We start from the raw sequence: 15,229 nt of genomic DNA, 5'->3' as shown, positions 1-15,229 counted from the left end.
CACCGTGGCGATCCCCAGGCAACTGCCCAACGCGATCACGATCGTGCGCATTCTGTGCGCGCCCGTCTTCCTGTGGCTGCTGCTCGTCGACGGGGGCTCCGACGGTGCTCTGCGCTGGTGGGCCGGTGTCCTCTTCATCGTCGCGATCGCGACGGACGGCATCGACGGGTACCTCGCACGCAAGTACCGCATCGTCACCGATCTCGGGAAGCTGCTCGACCCGATCGCCGACAAGGTCCTCACGGGCCTCGCGTTCATCGGGTTGTCGTTGCTCGGGGAGCTGCCCTGGGCCGTCACGATCATCGTGCTCGTGCGTGAGCTCGGGATCACCGTGCACCGGCTCATCGTGGCGGGCGACCATGTCGTCGCCGCCGCCTGGATGGGCAAGCTCAAGACGGTCGCGCAGGCCGTCGCGCTCTCGCTGGCACTCCTTCCGCTGTGGACGGTCTTCGGCGACGGCATCCACATCGTCAACACGATCGCGATGTGGATCGCGGTGCTGCTGACCGTCGCGAGCGGGATCGACTACGTCATCACAGCCGTCCGCGGTGCTCGGCGGAGCGGGGCGGCATCGTGACGGCGCGCGAGCACGTGCACGACCTGCCGGACGACGTGGAGTCGACCCTCGTCTCGACCGGCCGGCGTACGGATGCGGAGCGGCTCATCGACCGACTCGGCGAACTCGGCTGGACGCTCGCCGTCGCCGAGTCGCTGACGGGCGGTCTCGTCGTCGCGGAGCTCGTCGCCGTTTCGGGGGCATCGGCCGTCCTGCGCGGGGGAGTGGTCGCCTATGCGACCGAGCTGAAGCAACGGCTGCTGCATGTCGACGGCGCGCTCCTGGAAGCCCACGGGGCGGTCCACCCTCGGGTCGCACGTCAGATGGCCGAGGGGGCTCGCGTCGCGCTCGGCCCCGGGGATACAGCGGCGGACGTGGGCATCGCGACCACGGGGATCGCGGGCCCGGAGTCTCCGGACGGGCAGCCCGTCGGGACGGTGCACATCGCCGTCGCCACCGCGCTGGGCGTGCGCATCGAGAGCCTGCGACTCGACGGCGATCGCGCCCAGATCCGGGCCGAGGCCACGGCCCGTGCGATCCGATTGGCGCTCGACGCGCTGTGACGGAATACGCACGGCGCGGCCGTCGTTCTTGTCATCGTGAGCAGCGCGTGTCAACTCTCATGCGACCCACAGCGGGAGCGGGCTAGGGTGACGTGCTGATGAGATACCGTTGTCCACCCGGGACGAGCGAGCACCACGACGAAGGAGGGGGTCCGAGATGATCTTGGTTCGACAGGAGATCGGCGACGTTCTGCGTGACCTCCGCCTGCAGAAGGGTCGTACGCTGCGACAGGTCGCCAGCCGCGCGAGCGTCGCACTGGGCTACCTGAGCGAAGTCGAGCGCGGACAGAAGGAGGCCTCGAGCGAGATCCTCGCTTCCGTGGCCGAGGCGCTCGACGTTCCCATCTCGAGCATCATGCGTGAAGTCGGCGACCGCATCTCCGTCCTCGAAGGACTCCCGGTGCTGTCGGATGTCGTTCCCGACGACATCGCGGGTCTCGACGGCGACCTCGTCGCCCCCGAGCTCTCGCTGCACTGACCAGCGATCACTTCCATGCGTCGCAGTGAGTTCGATCGCGCCGTCGCGGCGGAGTTCGGCGGTCGCGGTCCGGCGCTGATCGATGATCTCGCTCTGGGCCCGCTGGGCGACCGCACCGCACGCCAGGCTCTGGATGCGGGTGAGTCGCCGCGTGCCGTCTGGTTGGCGCTGTGCGTCGAAGCAGACGTGCCGGAGTCGCGGCGCTACGGGGTCGGCCGATTGGATCCGCGCGAGCGCTGACTCGTCGTCGGGGCGTCTCCGTCCTGGCGTGTTCGACGTCGGCCGTGATCTTTCGGCGTGTCGTCGAATATCCGTTCGAAACGGGCGTAGTGTCCTGCACAGGTGGTTCCTCCCGTCGAGGATCCCCGGATGCGGGCCGGCCGCCGACCGATGTCGGAGGCCCTCCGTACCGTGGACAGCGTCGAGAGACACACCATGCCTTGTCGCAGCATCCCGGCACCGTGCCGGGAGCGCGACAGCCTACAGGCGTCGGAAACGCGAGCATAAGGAGCACGCCATGCCATCACCCGCTGACCGCGAGAAGGCCCTCGAATCGGCCCTCGCCCAGATCGACCGTCAGTTCGGAAAGGGCTCGGTCATGCGCCTCGGCTCCGACGAGCGTGCGCCCGTCGAGGTTGTGCCTACCGGGTCGATCGCCCTCGACGTCGCCCTCGGTATCGGTGGGCTCCCGCGCGGCCGGATCATCGAGATCTACGGCCCGGAGTCGTCCGGTAAGACGACGCTGACCCTGCACGCCATCGCCAACGCGCAGCGCGCGGGCGGTATCGCCGCGTTCATCGACGCCGAGCACGCGCTCGACCCCTCCTACGCGCAGAAGCTGGGCGTCGACATCGACGCGCTGCTGGTCTCCCAGCCCGACACGGGTGAGCAGGCGCTCGAGATCGCCGACATGCTGATCCGGTCCGGCGCGATCGACCTCGTCGTCATCGACTCCGTCGCGGCGCTCGTTCCCGAGGCTGAGATCAAGGGCGAGATGGGCGACTCGCACGTCGGCCTGCAGGCGCGCCTCATGTCGCAGGCCCTCCGAAAGCTCACGGGTGGCCTGAACCAGACGAAGACGACGGCCATCTTCATCAACCAGCTGCGCGAGAAGATCGGCGTCTTCTTCGGCTCGCCCGAGACGACGGCCGGTGGCAAGGCGCTGAAGTTCTACGCGTCCGTCCGCCTCGACATCCGCCGTATCGAGACGCTCAAGGACGGGACCGAGGCCGTCGGCAACCGCACGCGCGTCAAGGTCGTGAAGAACAAGATGGCGCCGCCGTTCAAGCAGGCCGAGTTCGACATCCTCTACGGGGTCGGCATCTCCCGCGAAGGCAGCCTGATCGACTTCGGCGTCGAACACGGCATCGTCAAGAAGTCGGGCGCCTGGTACACGTACGACGGCGAGCAGCTCGGTCAGGGCAAGGAGAACGCGCGCAACTTCCTGATCAAGAACGTCGACATCGCCGCAGACATCGAGAACAAGATCAAGCAGAAGCTCGGCATCGGTCAGCCCGCCGCGACCGCGACGGCCGAGGCCGACGAGCTCGCGGCGCGCCGCCCGGCGTGAGCGGTACGGATCGCGACGGGGGTGAGGCCGAGCGTCTCGCCCCCGTCATCCCACTCTTCGGCGCGGCGGATGCCGCGGCGTCAGAGCCGCGGCGCGGCAGCGCGGCTGAATCGGACGACAGCTCACGCTGGCACACGACCTGGACCGCCGACCCGCGCACGGCGGCGTCGGCCGCGGCGCCTGCGCTCCGATCGGCTCCTCGGGAGTCGGCGGCCGCGCCGCGCGCTGATGGGACGGCCGGGCGTGCGCGCGCTGAACGCACGCTGCTCAAGCGGCTGCGCGGCCGGTCTCTCTCGGTGCGCGAGGCTCGTGACGTCCTGCGCGAGGCCGAACTCGACGATGCCGAAGCCGACGCGATCATCGCCGCATTCCTCGACAACGGCTATCTCGACGACAGCCGGCTGGCCGAGCAACTGCTCGACGGGGCGCTCGGGCGCAAGGCGCAGGGAGCGACAGCGGTCGCGCAGACCCTGGCGCGCCGGGGACTCGACCGCGAGGTCATCGACATCGCCATGGCCTCGCTGCCCGACGACGAGGCAGAGCGCGCTCTCGAGTTCGCGCGGCAGCGCGCTCGGGGCATGTCCGGTCTCGATCACGATGTGGCCCTGCGGCGTCTGCACGGACAACTGGCACGGCGTGGTTTCCGCGGTTCGGTGGCGCTCGACGCTGCCCGTCAGGCGCTGTCCGGCGACGACGCCTGACCGCCTCGGCCCTCAGCCCCCGGCGTTCATCTGCCTCCGGGGCGGGGCCGATCCGTCGTCGTGGGCCTGGCCGTCGTGGGCGACGATCGCTCCCAGCTCCCGTCGCGTCGCCGCTCCGACTTTCGCCCGCGCCTGATAGATGTGCGATTCGACCGTGCGGACGGAGACGAAGAGGACCTCCGCGATGCGTCGGTTCGACAGTCCTCTCTCGACGAGGTGAGCGATCTCGCGCTCGCGCGCGGTCAGCGCGGTGGTCGCAATGGGGGGTGCCCCCGTCGCGTCGACGTCGTGCTCCTCGCGGATCGAGAGGGCGGCGCGAAGACGCTGCAGGACCTGCGCGGACAGCTTTCCCGCGCCTGTCCCATCCGCGATCGCCGCCTCTGCATCGCGCAGAAGCGCGTGCGCCGTCGGCGCTTCGACGCGTTCGGCCGCGGCGCGGACCTCGGCGAGGGTCTGCTCTGCGTAAGGGTGGCCGAGGACGGCGAGGCGGTGCGCGTCGCGGATCTGGAGCATCACGGCATCCGTCGCGCTGCTGAGGGCCCACGAGTCGGCGGCGTAGGAGCGGGCCTCGTCGATGCGTCCGTCGGCGGCGGCCACGACCGATGACGTCGAGACGAGGGAATGCTGCAGCATCCGGCTCGCCGAGGAGGACACATCGACAGCATCGAGCGCCTGCCTCGCCTCGTGAGGATGCCCGAAGAGCGCCAACCCGTAGGCGGTCTCGAGCTCGATCATCGCGAGCGACTCCCCGCCCCGGTAGGGGGCGCGCGCGGCGGCAGCGTGCAGCTCGCGTCGGGCTGAGAGCACCCGTCCGCGTCTGATCTCGACGAGCACGGCCGCGAGCGATGCGGCCGCGAGCGCGGAGCCGCCCGCACGCACGGCCATATCCCGTTCGAAGGCCAGGCGGTCGACGGCTTCCGCATCATCCGTCCCGGCGACGGTGCGGCACGCGAGGTCGTACGACCTCGCGGAGAGGCGGTCGAAGGTGTCGTCGAAGCTCGCGCCCGAAGCGAACAGGCGCATCGCGCGGTTCAGGGCCTCGAGCATCGCGGAGGTCTCGCCCAGGTAGGCACGTGCCATGCCCGTGAGCATTTCGACGTCGACACGGTCTCGCAGGCACGACGTGTCCGGATCGCGCCGCACGTGCTCCGTCAACACGACGGCGTCCCGCAGACGCAGATCCGCGACGGCCTGACGCGCGCGGAGGAGAGAACCGCGGCCGGCCGCGCTGCTGCTCGTTCGTGCGGCCGCGGTGTCGTTCACCGAGGGGAACGTGACGAGCGCGCGAGCCCGCCGGCGCTCATCCGCAGCGACGTCGAGCACGCGATCCTCGGTGGGCGGGGCGCCGAGCCTCGCGACGGCGAAACGGTGTTCGAGCATGATCGCGGGGACGGTGATGTCGGCTCTCATCCACGCGGCGTAGGCCGCGGCATCCGACGCATCACCGGCGTCGTTCGCCTCGCGTGCGGCGTCGAGGATGACGCGCTCGACGAGTCCCTGAGACACCCCGTCGAGATCGGCGGGACGGGTGACCGTCCGCACCCATCGATCCGCGAGGAGACGGGCGAGGGGCGTGCTCCACCACCGGCCTTCGTCGCGCAGCAGTCGGTCCAGGGCCTCCGAGACGACTGCCTCGGAGACGTCTCGCCCCAGAGCCCGCTCGGCGGCCCGAGCCAGCACCCGGTTGGCGGTGAGACGGTGACTCGTGCTGCCGTCGTCGTAGACCAGACCCGAGACCCGCAGCTCGTGCACGACGGCGGCGCGAGCGAGCCGGGTCGCGTCGGCCCGTGCGATCCCGGCCGCCCGGTCGATGAGGACCAGGGCGCGCAGCTGCTCGTCGTCGAGGTCGCGCATGTGGGCGTGGAGCACCGCCGCGAGGGCTCCGTGCGATGCGTCGTCCGCGATGGCCGCGATCGGATCGCGGTTCTCGGCCAATGCGGCGAGACCCGCGTCGACGAGCGCGCGCAGCAGGAGTCGCGAGCCGTCCGCCGACCAGAGGATCGCGGCGCGCGTGACGCTGTCGAAAGGGTCGTGCGGTGCGAAGACCGTCAGAAGCCGGTCGGCATCGCCTGGCGAGAGCCGCGGGAGCTCGATCCGGTCCGCGTTCCCGGAGAGCCACAGGTCGTGGATCACGTCGACCACGTCGTGACGGCTGGCGGTGGGGAGCCGGGGCTCGGTCACCGCGATGAGGGCGGTCGCGCGGTTCGAATGAACCGCGCGGAAGACCGCGGCGAGCGACGTCGCGTCGAGTTCCTGGGCATCGTCGACCACGATGATCGTCGATGGCGGGGTGGGCTCGTCGCGCAGCAGCGCGAGGGCCCGAGAATCGGATGCAGCCGCGAGGGCATCGGCGTACGTGCGTCGCAGCACGGCGGACGCGCGGACGACGATCGGATCGACTCCCCGTTGCCGGAGAGCATCGACGACACGCGCGCGCAGATAGCTCTTCCCCGACCCGAGCGGCCCGCCCATGACGATCGATCGACCGCCGAGGAGCGCGTCCGCGACGGCATCCGGACGCCGTCCGTCCCCGATGACGTCGTCTCCTTCGTGATCACTCCGTCGCGACCTGTGCGCCTGCTCCCACCGTGTCATGCAACCCCAGCTCCTCTCCCCAGCGAGTTTCGGGTTTTTTCACAACCTACCCAGCCGACCCGACCCGGACTATCGGTATACCCGATTCGGACTACTGAGGCGGCACTGAGGACTACCGGTTCTGCTGCGTGTCCACGCAGCCGGTCGAGGTCACGTGCCGGGGTCGCTACGCAATTCACCACCGAACCCGCGGCGAACTGCTGTCGCGTCACCGTCGCCGTTCCTAGCGTCACCTCGAACCGCACCGAATCCGGCTGACACGAGGCCGGTCGACACGAGGGGGACTCCGCACATGAACACTCCGACCACACGGGGGACGACCCGCCGCAAGGTCTTCGCCATCGCCGCCGGCGGGGCAGCACTGGGGCTGGGTGTCACCGCGACGCTCGCTGCCTGGACCGACACCGAATGGGTCTTCGGCGGCAACGGCGCCGGCGGCCCCGGGGTCGGTACGTCGACGTTCTCCGTCCAGCAGAACACCGTCGCGCCGTTCACCACGGCGGCCGACTGGGTGGACGAGCCGAACAACCCCGGCGGTGAGATCGTGTTCGGTCCGGATGCCCTGAACCTGACTCCCGGCGACACCGTGTACGCGGCCGTCGCGCTGCGGACGGCACCCGGCTCGATCGCCGGCGACGTCGAACTTCAGGCAGGCGTCCCGGCGGCAGGGGTCACCACCAACGATGCCGCGGGGCTCCTGTTCGGCGCTATGAACGTGCGCGTCGCGACGGCCACGGCTGCCTTCACGTGCGACGCGACCGCCTTCGCCGCCGGGGCGGCAGCGACCCTCATCGCCGACGGCCCTCTCGCGACGACCGGGGGGAGCGCCAGCCAGCCGCTGGTCGCCGACGCAGGCAGCACGCAGGTCTACTGCTTCGAGATCTCGCTGCCGGATCCGCTGACGCTCGCACCGGGCACGACGCTCGACGACTACATGGGGCTGACCGTGGCCCCCGCGTGGGAGTTCCAGGCGGAGTCCTGATCACCGTGTCGACGCGCGCCATCACCGACGACGCCGCGGGCGCACTCGACGGTGGCGGCACAGCCTACCCGGGAGGAGCCGCTACCGACGGTTCCTCCCGGCTCGGCCGGATCCGCGATGTCGTGATCACGCTGATCGGCGTGGTCGGGATCGTCACGATCGCCTGGCTCCTGGCCGCCTGGATCTGGGGCCTGTCGATCGTCGTCTTCGTCACCGGCTCGATGTCGCCGACGATGCCCGTCGGGGCCGCGGCTGTCTCGCAGCTGACGCCCGCAGCCGACCTGCGCATCGGCGACGTCGTGACCGTCCCTCGCCCCGACACCGGCCAGCCGGTGACGCACCGGATCGTCGCCATCGATGCCGTCGCCACCGCGCCGGATGAACGCGAACTGACGCTCCAGGGAGACGACAACGACTTCGCGGACAGCCAGACCTACGTCGTCGACGAGGCGCCCCGCGTGCTCGTGTCCGCCCCGGTGCTCGGCTCGATCGCACTGTGGGCGCAGACGCCGCTCGTGATGATGGCGGCCAGCATCCTGATCGCTCTCGCGATCGCCTGGGCGCTCTGGCCGACCCGGGCGCGTGCCCACGCCGGCGTCGTCGAGACCTGAACAGGGAGAGGTCCATGAAACGTGCATCGGCGCACGGCCACCGCGCAGCCGTCATGACGGCCGCCTCGGCTTCCGTCGCGCTTCTCGTGATGGGAACCGTGCTGCTGGCGGGAGCCGCCGCCGCGGCTCTCGTGGCGGTTCCCGAGACGGGGGCGCCCGGACGTCTCGTGCTGGCTTCCGACCCCTATCCCGTGGATTTCACCGATCTGAGCCCCGGCGACCCGTACGCCTGGCAGGTGCAGGCGCGTCTCGAGGATGCGTCGAGCGCGACCCTCGCTCTCGAACTGCGCAAGGACGGCGACCTCGTCGCGCACCCGCGCGGCCTCGAGGTCACCGTGCAGTCCTGCGCGAAGGAGTGGACGGGGCTGCCCGACGCGCCGGTCTGCGCATCGGGCGCCGACCTCCTCACGGTCGCGACCCCGGCCCACGACTACCGATCATCCAGTCCGACTTTCGACCTTCCGGCGCTCGCGGCGGACGCGCCCGTCAGCCTGCTCGTGACGCTCGCCGTCGAGGACAGCGCCGAGGCGCGGGCCGACACGACCCTGATGGGACTGACCGGTCGCATCGGTGTGGGGCTCACCGCCGTCGCGATCGACGATGTCGTTCCGCCGGTGCCGCCATCCCCGGCGCCGGTGACCGGTCTGCCCGGACTCCCGGCGACCGGTGGCGACCCGTCCGCTCTGGCAGCGGTGCTGGCGCTCGCCGGAGGTCTCCTCGCCGCGGGGCTCGCCCTGCGCCTGCACCGCCGGGAGGTCCGCGCATGAAGACCCGAACCCGATCCGCCGTCGCGATCGCCGCGGTCGCCATCGTGGGCCTGCCGATGACGGTCACGGCGACGACCGCCGCGTGGAACACCCCGGAATGGGTGCACGGACAGGTGGGCACCTCGACGCTCGACTGCACGGACGGCACGGGCTTCGGGGCCGTCGCGTCCGGCCGGTTCCTGAGCGGCTCGCTTCTGGGGCTCGACCTCGATGCGATCGCCGACCTCGAGCAGATGGCCCTCGCGCTCGACGGTGCGCGCGATGTCACCGTCTCGCCGAGCAACGCGGTCGACCTCGGGTCGGTTCCCCCCGACTCCTACGTGTACGCCAATCCGTTCGATGTCACGGCACTGGGCGCGATCAACGTCGACCTCACCGGTTTCACCGTGGGGCTGCCGGGAGCTGCCCTCGGCGCCGTGAACCAGTACGCGAGGGTAGCCACGGACGGATCGGTCGCGGGCGCGTCCGGACTCATCAACGACTCGGGCGCCGTGCTGGTATCGGACACGACACCGCCGGCGTCCCTTCCCGCCCGCGCGCGCGTCGGGCTCAGCGGCATCCTTCCGGCTGTCGCGGGCATCGCCGACGCGAATCTCGAGATCGGCGCCGTCGCGGCGAGCTCTCAGATCGACGGGTGCGCGCTGCTGCGCGATCAGCTCTGGGGCGACACCGCGCCCGCAAGCGCCGTCGTCCGTGACTACGGCATCGCCGGACTCGGCCTGCAGCTCGATGCGCCGGTCGTCGAGAGCCTGGTGAGCACGACCACGGCCGCCGTGAACACGCTCGGTGCCGCCGTCGCTCAGCTGACGGGACCGGGGGGACTCATCGGCTCGTCCATCGGAGCCGGGATCGACGCAGGACTTCCCGGCGTCCTCACCACGACGGTCGGCGGCAACGTCTCCATCACGGGACTCGACCTGCTGGGGTCGGTCGCCACGCTTCTGAACACGCCGCTCACCGACGGCGTCGTCACGATCGATCTGCAGGCGGGCACGATCGACGTCGATCTCGACGCCCTGCTGCCGTCGCTGAACAATGCGCCTCCCAATACCGAGGTCGTCCTCAACGACGCGGTACTGAACCCGATCGTCGACCGGGCCGGCGCCCTGCTCGACAACTGGACGTCTCAGATCGTCGCCGCACTCACCGCGGAACTCCGCGACGCGACGGTCACGATCGCGCTCGAAGCCGTCGTGGCGGCGCCGGGAGTCTCCATCCCGCCGCTGGTCAACCTTCCGGGGCTGAACATCCTGTCCGCCGATGTCGGCTTCGTCGGTCCGCTCGGAGCCCTGCTGGACGGGACCGCGGTGCTCACGATCGACGCGGAAGCCGCCGGCGCGATCGGACCGATCGACACTCTCCTCGGCGCTCTCGGTCTGCCCAACGTCTCGCAGCTGCTGTCGACCGTCGGGAACCTGGGCGGCGGCCTCGTCTCCGCCCTGGCGAACATCGTCACCACCACGGTGACCGGGGCGCTGACGACCCTCGGCAGCACGCTCGCGACCGCGGTGAACGCCGTGACGACGGCGCTCGGCGGTGTGATCGCCGCCCTGCCGTCGGTCGTGTCACTGATGGTCAACGTGCAGCCCGACCAGCCGAACGCCCCACCGGACGCGACCTTCACGGCGGCCTCGGGCGAGTCGACCGCGGAGTACAAGGTCGCGGCCCTGCGGCTGGGCCTCGCCGACGGGCTCGGTGGTGTCGCGACCACGACGTTCGCGACGGCGACGGCGGGGCCGGTCACGGCGCCCTGACGGTGCCGACGAGCGCGATCGTAGAATGAGGGAATCATGTCGACTCCCTCGAGCGCACCCACTCTCATCGCGCCGTCGCTCGCGGCGCGCACCGCCGACGGCCGCGCGCGCACGTACGAGGTGCGCACCTTCGGCTGCCAGATGAACGTCCACGACTCCGAGCGCCTGTCGGGATCGCTCGAGAGCGCGGGCTATCTGCCCGCCGATCCCGGCACCGAGGCCGACGTGATCGTCATCAACACCTGCGCCGTGCGCGACAACGCCGCCGGCAAGCTCTACGGCACCCTCGGACACCTGAAGTCGCGCAAGGACAAGCACGAGGGCATGCAGATCGCGGTCGGCGGCTGCCTCGCGCAGATGGACCAGACGGCGGTGCAGCAGAAGGCGCCGTGGGTCGACGTCGTCTTCGGCACCCACAACATGGGCGCCCTCCCGGGCCTGCTCGAGCGGGCGCGGCACAACGGCGAGGCCGAGTTCGAGATCCTCGAGTCACTCGAGACGTTCCCCTCGACCCTGCCGACCAAGCGAGACTCGGTCTACAGCGGCTGGGTGTCGATCTCGGTCGGCTGCAACAACACCTGCACGTTCTGCATCGTGCCGCACCTGCGCGGCAAGGAGAAGGACCGTCGTCCCGGCGACATCCTGAACGAGATCCGTCTGCTCGTCGACGACGGGGCGATCGAGGTGACGCTCCTCGGCCAGAACGTCAACAGCTATGGCGTCGAGTTCGGCGACCGCCAGGCGTTCGGCAAGCTCCTGCGCGCGGCGGGGGAGATCCCCGGGCTCGAGCGCATCCGCTTCACGAGCCCGCACCCGGCGGCGTTCACCGACGACGTCATCGATGCGATGGCGGAGACGCCGGCGGTCATGCCGCAGCTGCACATGCCGCTGCAGTCGGGCTCGGACAGCATCCTGAAGGCGATGCGCCGGTCGTACCGCAGCTCGAAGTTCCTCGGCATCCTCGACCGGGTGCGGGAGCGCATCCCGCACGCCGCGATCTCGACCGACATCATCGTCGGGTTCCCCGGCGAGACCGACGCCGACTTCGAGGACACGCTGCGGGTGGTGGAGCAGTCCCGTTTCGCGAGCGCGTTCACCTTCCAGTACTCCATCCGCGAGGGCACGCCCGCCGCGACGATGCCGGACCAGGTGCCGAAGGCGGTCGTGCAGGAGCGCTACGAACGCCTCGTCGCGCTGCAGGACCGGATCGCGCTGGAGGAGAACCAGAAGCAGCTCGGTCGCGAGGTCCAGGTGCTGGTGTCGTCGGCCGAGGGCAAGAAGGGTGCCGAGACGCACCGGCTCACCGGGCGGGCGGAGGACAACCGCCTCGTGCACTTCGAGGTGCCCGACGGCTCCCAGACGCCGCGGCCGGGGGATGTCGTGACCGTGACCGTCACGCATGCCGCACCGTTCCATCTGCTCGCCGACAGCGCGGACGGCTCGCCGCTGCGCGTCCGTCGCACCCGGGCCGGTGACGCGTGGGACCGCTCGCTGGCCGAGTCATGCGGTGTGCCGGCTCCGGCCTCGCCGGACGGCGGTCCGCGACCGGTGTCGCTCGGCCTCCCGTCGCTGCGCGTGGGAGTGTGACCGCAGCTCCGAGCCCGGGCGTCGGCGCCAGCAGGGCCGACGCGGCACCGACCCTGTGGGCCGTCCTCGGGGCGACGGGCACCGGTAAGACCGGACTCTCCCTCGACCTCGCCGAAGCGCTCGCCGCCCGCGGACGCCCCGCCGAGATCGTCAACGTCGATGCGATGCAGCTGTACCGCGGCATGGACATCGGTACGGCGAAGATCCCCGAGGCCGAGCGCCGCGGCATCCCGCACCATCTGTTCGATGCGCTCGCCGTCACCGAAGAGGCCGCCGTCGCGTGGTACCAGGAGCTCGCGCGACGCACGATCGATGCGATCCACGGTCGGGGCGCGGACGCGATCCTCGTCGGGGGCTCCGGGCTGTACGCGTCGAGTGTGCTGTTCGACTTCCGTTTCCCGCCTCGCGATGAACGGCTGCGCGCGAGCCTCGAGGACGAACTCGAACGCTTCGGCGCGGAGCCGCTGTTCGCGCGCCTGCGGGCCGCCGACCCGGCCGCCGCCGACCGCATCGACCCGCGGAACGGCCGGCGGGTCGTGCGCGCGCTCGAGGTACTGGCACAGGGCGGACGGACCCACGGCGGAGCGCTGCCCGAGGCGCCGGTGCTCTGGTCGCCTCGGACGCGGATCATCGGCACCGCGGTGCCGCGCGAGGAGCTCGTCTCGTTGCTCGACGCGCGTGTCGAGCGGATGTGGGCCGCCGGGCTGCTCGACGAGGTCGAGGCGCTGCGGCGGCAGGGCCTCGAGCGCGGGGTGACGGCGGGCCGCGCCATCGGCTACGCGCAGGCGGTCGCGCAGCTGCGCGGCGACCTGAGCGAGGGCGAGGCCATCGCCGAGACGCAGGCCCTCACGCGGCGCTACGCGCGCCGGCAGGTCTCGTGGTTCAAGCGCTATGAGAACGTGCGATGGGTCGACCCGCGCGAGGTCGACGCGGGATCCGTCGTCGACGGGGCGGCCGGTCCCGACGCGGCACCCCGGCCGGAGGGGGAGGAACAGTGAGCATCACCGTGCGCGCATTCGCGCTCGCCGACGAGGACGCGGTCGTCCAGCTGTGGCACGAGGTCGGTCTCACACGACCGTGGAACGACCCGCGTGCCGACATCAGGCGCAAGCTGACGGTTCAGCCCGAACTGTTCCTCGTCGCCGTCGATCAGCCTGCCGACGGGACGGCGGAAGCGGTCGTCGGCTCCGTGATGGCCGGTTACGACGGCCACCGCGGCTGGCTCTACTACCTCGCGTCGGCTCCCTCGCACCGCGGGCTCGGCATCGGGCGCATGCTCGTCACCGAGTCCGAGCGCCTGCTCGAGGCCATGGGGTGCCCCAAGGTGCAGCTCATGGTGCGTCCCGAGAACGAGACGGTGGGCGGCTTCTACGACGAGCTCGGTTACGAGCCGTTCACCGTGTGGTCGACGGGCAAGCGCCTCGTCGTCGATGGGCCGGGCGGCCCCGCCTAAGCTGGGCTCATGGCGACTCTCGCGTTCACCAAGGGCCACGGCACCGGCAACGACTTCGTGATCCTGGCCGACCCGGACGGCGCGCTCGAGCTCACCGACGCGCAGATCGCCGCGTTGTGCGACCGCCACGTCGGCATCGGCGCCGACGGCCTGCTGCGGGTCGTCCGCTCGGCCGCGATCCCCGAGGGGGCGGATGCCGCTGCCGCCGGCGCCGAGTGGTTCATGGACTACCGCAACGCCGACGGCTCGAAGGCCGAGATGTGCGGCAACGGAACGCGGGTCTTCGCGCGCTACCTCGCCGACGCGGGTCTCGCGTCGGTCGAGGGCGGACTCCGCATCGGCACGCGCGCTGGCATCAAGACGATCACCCGCGCCGACAACGGCTTCGAGGTCGACCTCGGGCTCTGGCGCGCCGACGACGGCGACGTCCTGGTGCGGGCGCGCGGACTCGGTGTCGCCCGCCCGGGGCAGGCGATCGATGTCGGCAACCCGCACGTCGTCGTCGCGCTCGCGGGCGAGGACGAGCTCGACGGGCTCGACCTGACGGTGCAGCCCACCCTCGAGCCCCGTCCGTCCGCCGGCGCGAACGTCGAGTTCGTCGTCCCGGCCGAGCCGCTCGTGCAGAACGGCGTCGGGGCCATCCGGATGCGCGTCTACGAGCGCGGCGTGGGAGAGACCCTGTCGTGCGGCACGGGGGTGGCGGCATCCGCTCTCGCGGTGCGTCACTGGGCCGGTGCGGCCGCGCCCGACCGCTGGACCGTCGACGTGCCGGGCGGCACGCTGGGCGTGCGAATCGTGCGCCAGGCCGATGGCGAGCACGTGCTGCTCTCGGGCCCCGCGACGCTGGTCTTCTCGGGGCAGGTCACGCTCGCCGACTGATCCGAGCGCCGCGGCATCCGGACACCCGGCCGCCGGTCAGGGCAGCTCGATCGCTCCCGTCGGGGGAGTGCCGTGGCGGCGCACCCGAAGCACGCGGAACCCGCGGCCGGTCGCCGCGCGCGAGACGCCGTATCCGTCGTCGAACGTGGCGGCGAGCCACCGCTGCAGGGAGTCGGAACCGAGGTTGCGCTGCACCACGAGCCAGGCGTCGCTGCGCTCCGCCAGACGCGGGATCCACCGCTGCAGCATCCCGTGGAGCTCGTTCTTGCCGACGCGGATCGGCGGGTTGGATCGGATGGTCCGGAATACGACGTCGTCGGGAACATCGTCGGGCAGGACGGCGTTGACGTTATCGAGTCCCAGATCAGCGGCGTTGCGTCGCACCAGGTCGAGAGCCCGCTCGTTGACATCGACGGCCCACACCGTGGCGTGAGGCGACTCCAGAGCCAGCGACAGCGAGATCGGTCCCCAACCGCAGCCTAGGTCGAGGAAGTCCCCACCGGGCGGTGCCGGCGGGGTATTGGCCAGAAGCACCCCTGTGCCCGAATCCACGTGGTCAGGGCTGAACACCCCGCCCGCGGTCGTGACCTCCACGGCACGGCCCGCGAGGGTCACGCGGATGCGGCGGAGGTTCTGCTCGCTGGACGGGGACGCGCTGAAGTAGTGATCGCTCCCCATGCATCCGAGCGTATCGGAGCCGGACGTGCCGGCGGGAGACTAGAATTCACGGATG

At 71.0% G+C, this 15,229-nt stretch carries 16 protein-coding genes; 14 read left to right on the top strand and 2 right to left on the bottom strand.

All coding sequences use genetic code 11. The annotated features are described in order from the left end of the window. Positions 1 to 4: 4 nt before the first annotated feature. The 6 genes from pgsA (at position 5) to CI089_RS13660 (ending at position 3,868) form a co-directional block, all read left to right on the top strand. Positions 5 to 577 carry a CDP-diacylglycerol--glycerol-3-phosphate 3-phosphatidyltransferase gene (gene pgsA, locus CI089_RS13685; protein ID WP_094262023.1) on the top strand — a complete coding sequence of 191 codons (573 nt, stop codon included), beginning with the start codon at positions 5 to 7 and terminating at the stop codon, positions 575 to 577. Then, positions 574 to 1,119: a CinA family protein gene (locus CI089_RS13680; RefSeq protein ID WP_094262022.1), complete on the top strand. Its 546-nt coding sequence runs from the start codon at positions 574 to 576 to the stop codon at positions 1,117 to 1,119. Before pgsA ends, CI089_RS13680 begins: the two co-directional genes overlap by 4 nt. 157 nt (positions 1,120 to 1,276) lie before the next feature. Beyond that, positions 1,277 to 1,597, top strand: a complete 321-nt coding sequence (locus CI089_RS13675) for a helix-turn-helix domain-containing protein (protein WP_023951772.1) — start codon at positions 1,277 to 1,279, stop codon at positions 1,595 to 1,597. Positions 1,598 to 1,612: 15 nt separating this feature from the next. After that, positions 1,613 to 1,837 (top strand): DUF3046 domain-containing protein, encoded by a 225-nt coding sequence (locus CI089_RS13670; RefSeq protein ID WP_023951770.1) that lies wholly within the window; start codon positions 1,613 to 1,615, stop codon positions 1,835 to 1,837. A 277-nt stretch (positions 1,838 to 2,114) separates the two neighbouring features. Then, on the top strand, positions 2,115 to 3,167 hold the full coding sequence (gene recA / locus CI089_RS13665; protein WP_094262021.1) for a recombinase RecA: 1,053 nt from the start codon (positions 2,115 to 2,117) through the stop codon (positions 3,165 to 3,167). Next, complete coding sequence (locus tag CI089_RS13660) at positions 3,164 to 3,868, top strand: regulatory protein RecX (RefSeq protein WP_094262020.1); 705 nt, start codon at positions 3,164 to 3,166, stop codon at positions 3,866 to 3,868. The genes recA and CI089_RS13660 overlap by 4 nt, the downstream gene beginning before the upstream one ends. Positions 3,869 to 3,880: 12 nt before the next feature. On the opposite strand, the gene CI089_RS13655 is transcribed toward CI089_RS13660, so the two are convergent. Further along, positions 3,881 to 6,463, bottom strand: a complete 2,583-nt coding sequence (locus CI089_RS13655) for a response regulator transcription factor (protein WP_094262019.1) — start codon at positions 6,461 to 6,463, stop codon at positions 3,881 to 3,883. Positions 6,464 to 6,755: 292 nt separating this feature from the next. On the opposite strand from CI089_RS13655, the gene CI089_RS13650 reads away from it, so the two are divergent. Genes CI089_RS13650 through dapF form a run of 8 tightly spaced genes read left to right on the top strand, consistent with a single transcriptional unit; the run spans position 6,756 to position 14,496 of the window. Next, entirely contained in the window at positions 6,756 to 7,445 is a 690-nt protein-coding gene (locus tag CI089_RS13650) for a SipW-dependent-type signal peptide-containing protein (protein WP_094262018.1), read from the top strand. After that, positions 7,421 to 8,056, top strand: coding sequence for a signal peptidase I (locus tag CI089_RS13645; protein ID WP_179223342.1), 636 nt, complete (start codon positions 7,421 to 7,423; stop codon positions 8,054 to 8,056). The genes CI089_RS13650 and CI089_RS13645 overlap by 25 nt, the downstream gene beginning before the upstream one ends. A 14-nt stretch (positions 8,057 to 8,070) precedes the next feature. Beyond that, positions 8,071 to 8,823 (top strand): hypothetical protein, encoded by a 753-nt coding sequence (locus CI089_RS13640; protein ID WP_094262016.1) that lies wholly within the window; start codon positions 8,071 to 8,073, stop codon positions 8,821 to 8,823. Then, positions 8,820 to 10,577, top strand: coding sequence for a choice-of-anchor G family protein (locus tag CI089_RS13635; RefSeq protein WP_094262015.1), 1,758 nt, complete (start codon positions 8,820 to 8,822; stop codon positions 10,575 to 10,577). Before CI089_RS13640 ends, CI089_RS13635 begins: the two co-directional genes overlap by 4 nt. Before the next feature lie 36 nt (positions 10,578 to 10,613). Further along, complete coding sequence (miaB, locus tag CI089_RS13630; protein WP_094262014.1) at positions 10,614 to 12,164, top strand: tRNA (N6-isopentenyl adenosine(37)-C2)-methylthiotransferase MiaB; 1,551 nt, start codon at positions 10,614 to 10,616, stop codon at positions 12,162 to 12,164. After that, complete coding sequence (gene miaA, locus CI089_RS13625; protein WP_256977985.1) at positions 12,161 to 13,162, top strand: tRNA (adenosine(37)-N6)-dimethylallyltransferase MiaA; 1,002 nt, start codon at positions 12,161 to 12,163, stop codon at positions 13,160 to 13,162. Before miaB ends, miaA begins: the two co-directional genes overlap by 4 nt. After that, entirely contained in the window at positions 13,159 to 13,617 is a 459-nt protein-coding gene (locus CI089_RS13620) for a GNAT family acetyltransferase (RefSeq protein WP_256977984.1), read from the top strand. Before miaA ends, CI089_RS13620 begins: the two co-directional genes overlap by 4 nt. A gap of 9 nt (positions 13,618 to 13,626) precedes the next feature. Then, complete coding sequence (gene dapF, locus CI089_RS13615) at positions 13,627 to 14,496, top strand: diaminopimelate epimerase (protein ID WP_094262011.1); 870 nt, start codon at positions 13,627 to 13,629, stop codon at positions 14,494 to 14,496. 36 nt (positions 14,497 to 14,532) lie between these two features. Here the strand turns inward: dapF and CI089_RS13610 are convergent, their stop codons facing one another. Beyond that, a complete protein-coding gene (locus CI089_RS13610) occupies positions 14,533 to 15,174 on the bottom strand; it encodes a class I SAM-dependent methyltransferase (RefSeq protein WP_094262010.1) in 642 nt (213 codons plus the stop codon). Positions 15,175 to 15,229 lie beyond the last annotated feature (55 nt).

Origin of the sequence: Microbacterium sp. Yaish 1 (assembly GCF_002245215.1) — a bacterium.
Classification (GTDB): Bacteria; Actinomycetota; Actinomycetes; order Actinomycetales; family Microbacteriaceae; genus Microbacterium.
This window is presented reverse-complemented; position numbering and strand designations above follow the sequence as displayed.

Excerpts from the sequence above, each read along its gene's own strand:
- CI089_RS13670 (WP_023951770.1), top strand. The coding sequence starts at position 1,613 with ATGCGTCGCAGTGAGTTCGATCGCGCCGTCGCGGCGGAGTTCGGCGGT.
- recA (WP_094262021.1), top strand. The coding sequence starts at position 2,115 with ATGCCATCACCCGCTGACCGCGAGAAGGCCCTCGAATCGGCCCTCGCC.
- dapF (WP_094262011.1), top strand. The coding sequence starts at position 13,627 with ATGGCGACTCTCGCGTTCACCAAGGGCCACGGCACCGGCAACGACTTC.
- CI089_RS13675 (WP_023951772.1), top strand. The coding sequence starts at position 1,277 with ATGATCTTGGTTCGACAGGAGATCGGCGACGTTCTGCGTGACCTCCGC.
- CI089_RS13635 (WP_094262015.1), top strand. The coding sequence starts at position 8,820 with ATGAAGACCCGAACCCGATCCGCCGTCGCGATCGCCGCGGTCGCCATC.
- CI089_RS13610 (WP_094262010.1), bottom strand. The coding sequence starts at position 15,174 with ATGGGGAGCGATCACTACTTCAGCGCGTCCCCGTCCAGCGAGCAGAAC.
- CI089_RS13650 (WP_094262018.1), top strand. The coding sequence starts at position 6,756 with ATGAACACTCCGACCACACGGGGGACGACCCGCCGCAAGGTCTTCGCC.
- CI089_RS13640 (WP_094262016.1), top strand. The coding sequence starts at position 8,071 with ATGAAACGTGCATCGGCGCACGGCCACCGCGCAGCCGTCATGACGGCC.
- miaB (WP_094262014.1), top strand. The coding sequence starts at position 10,614 with ATGTCGACTCCCTCGAGCGCACCCACTCTCATCGCGCCGTCGCTCGCG.
- CI089_RS13655 (WP_094262019.1), bottom strand. The coding sequence starts at position 6,463 with ATGACACGGTGGGAGCAGGCGCACAGGTCGCGACGGAGTGATCACGAA.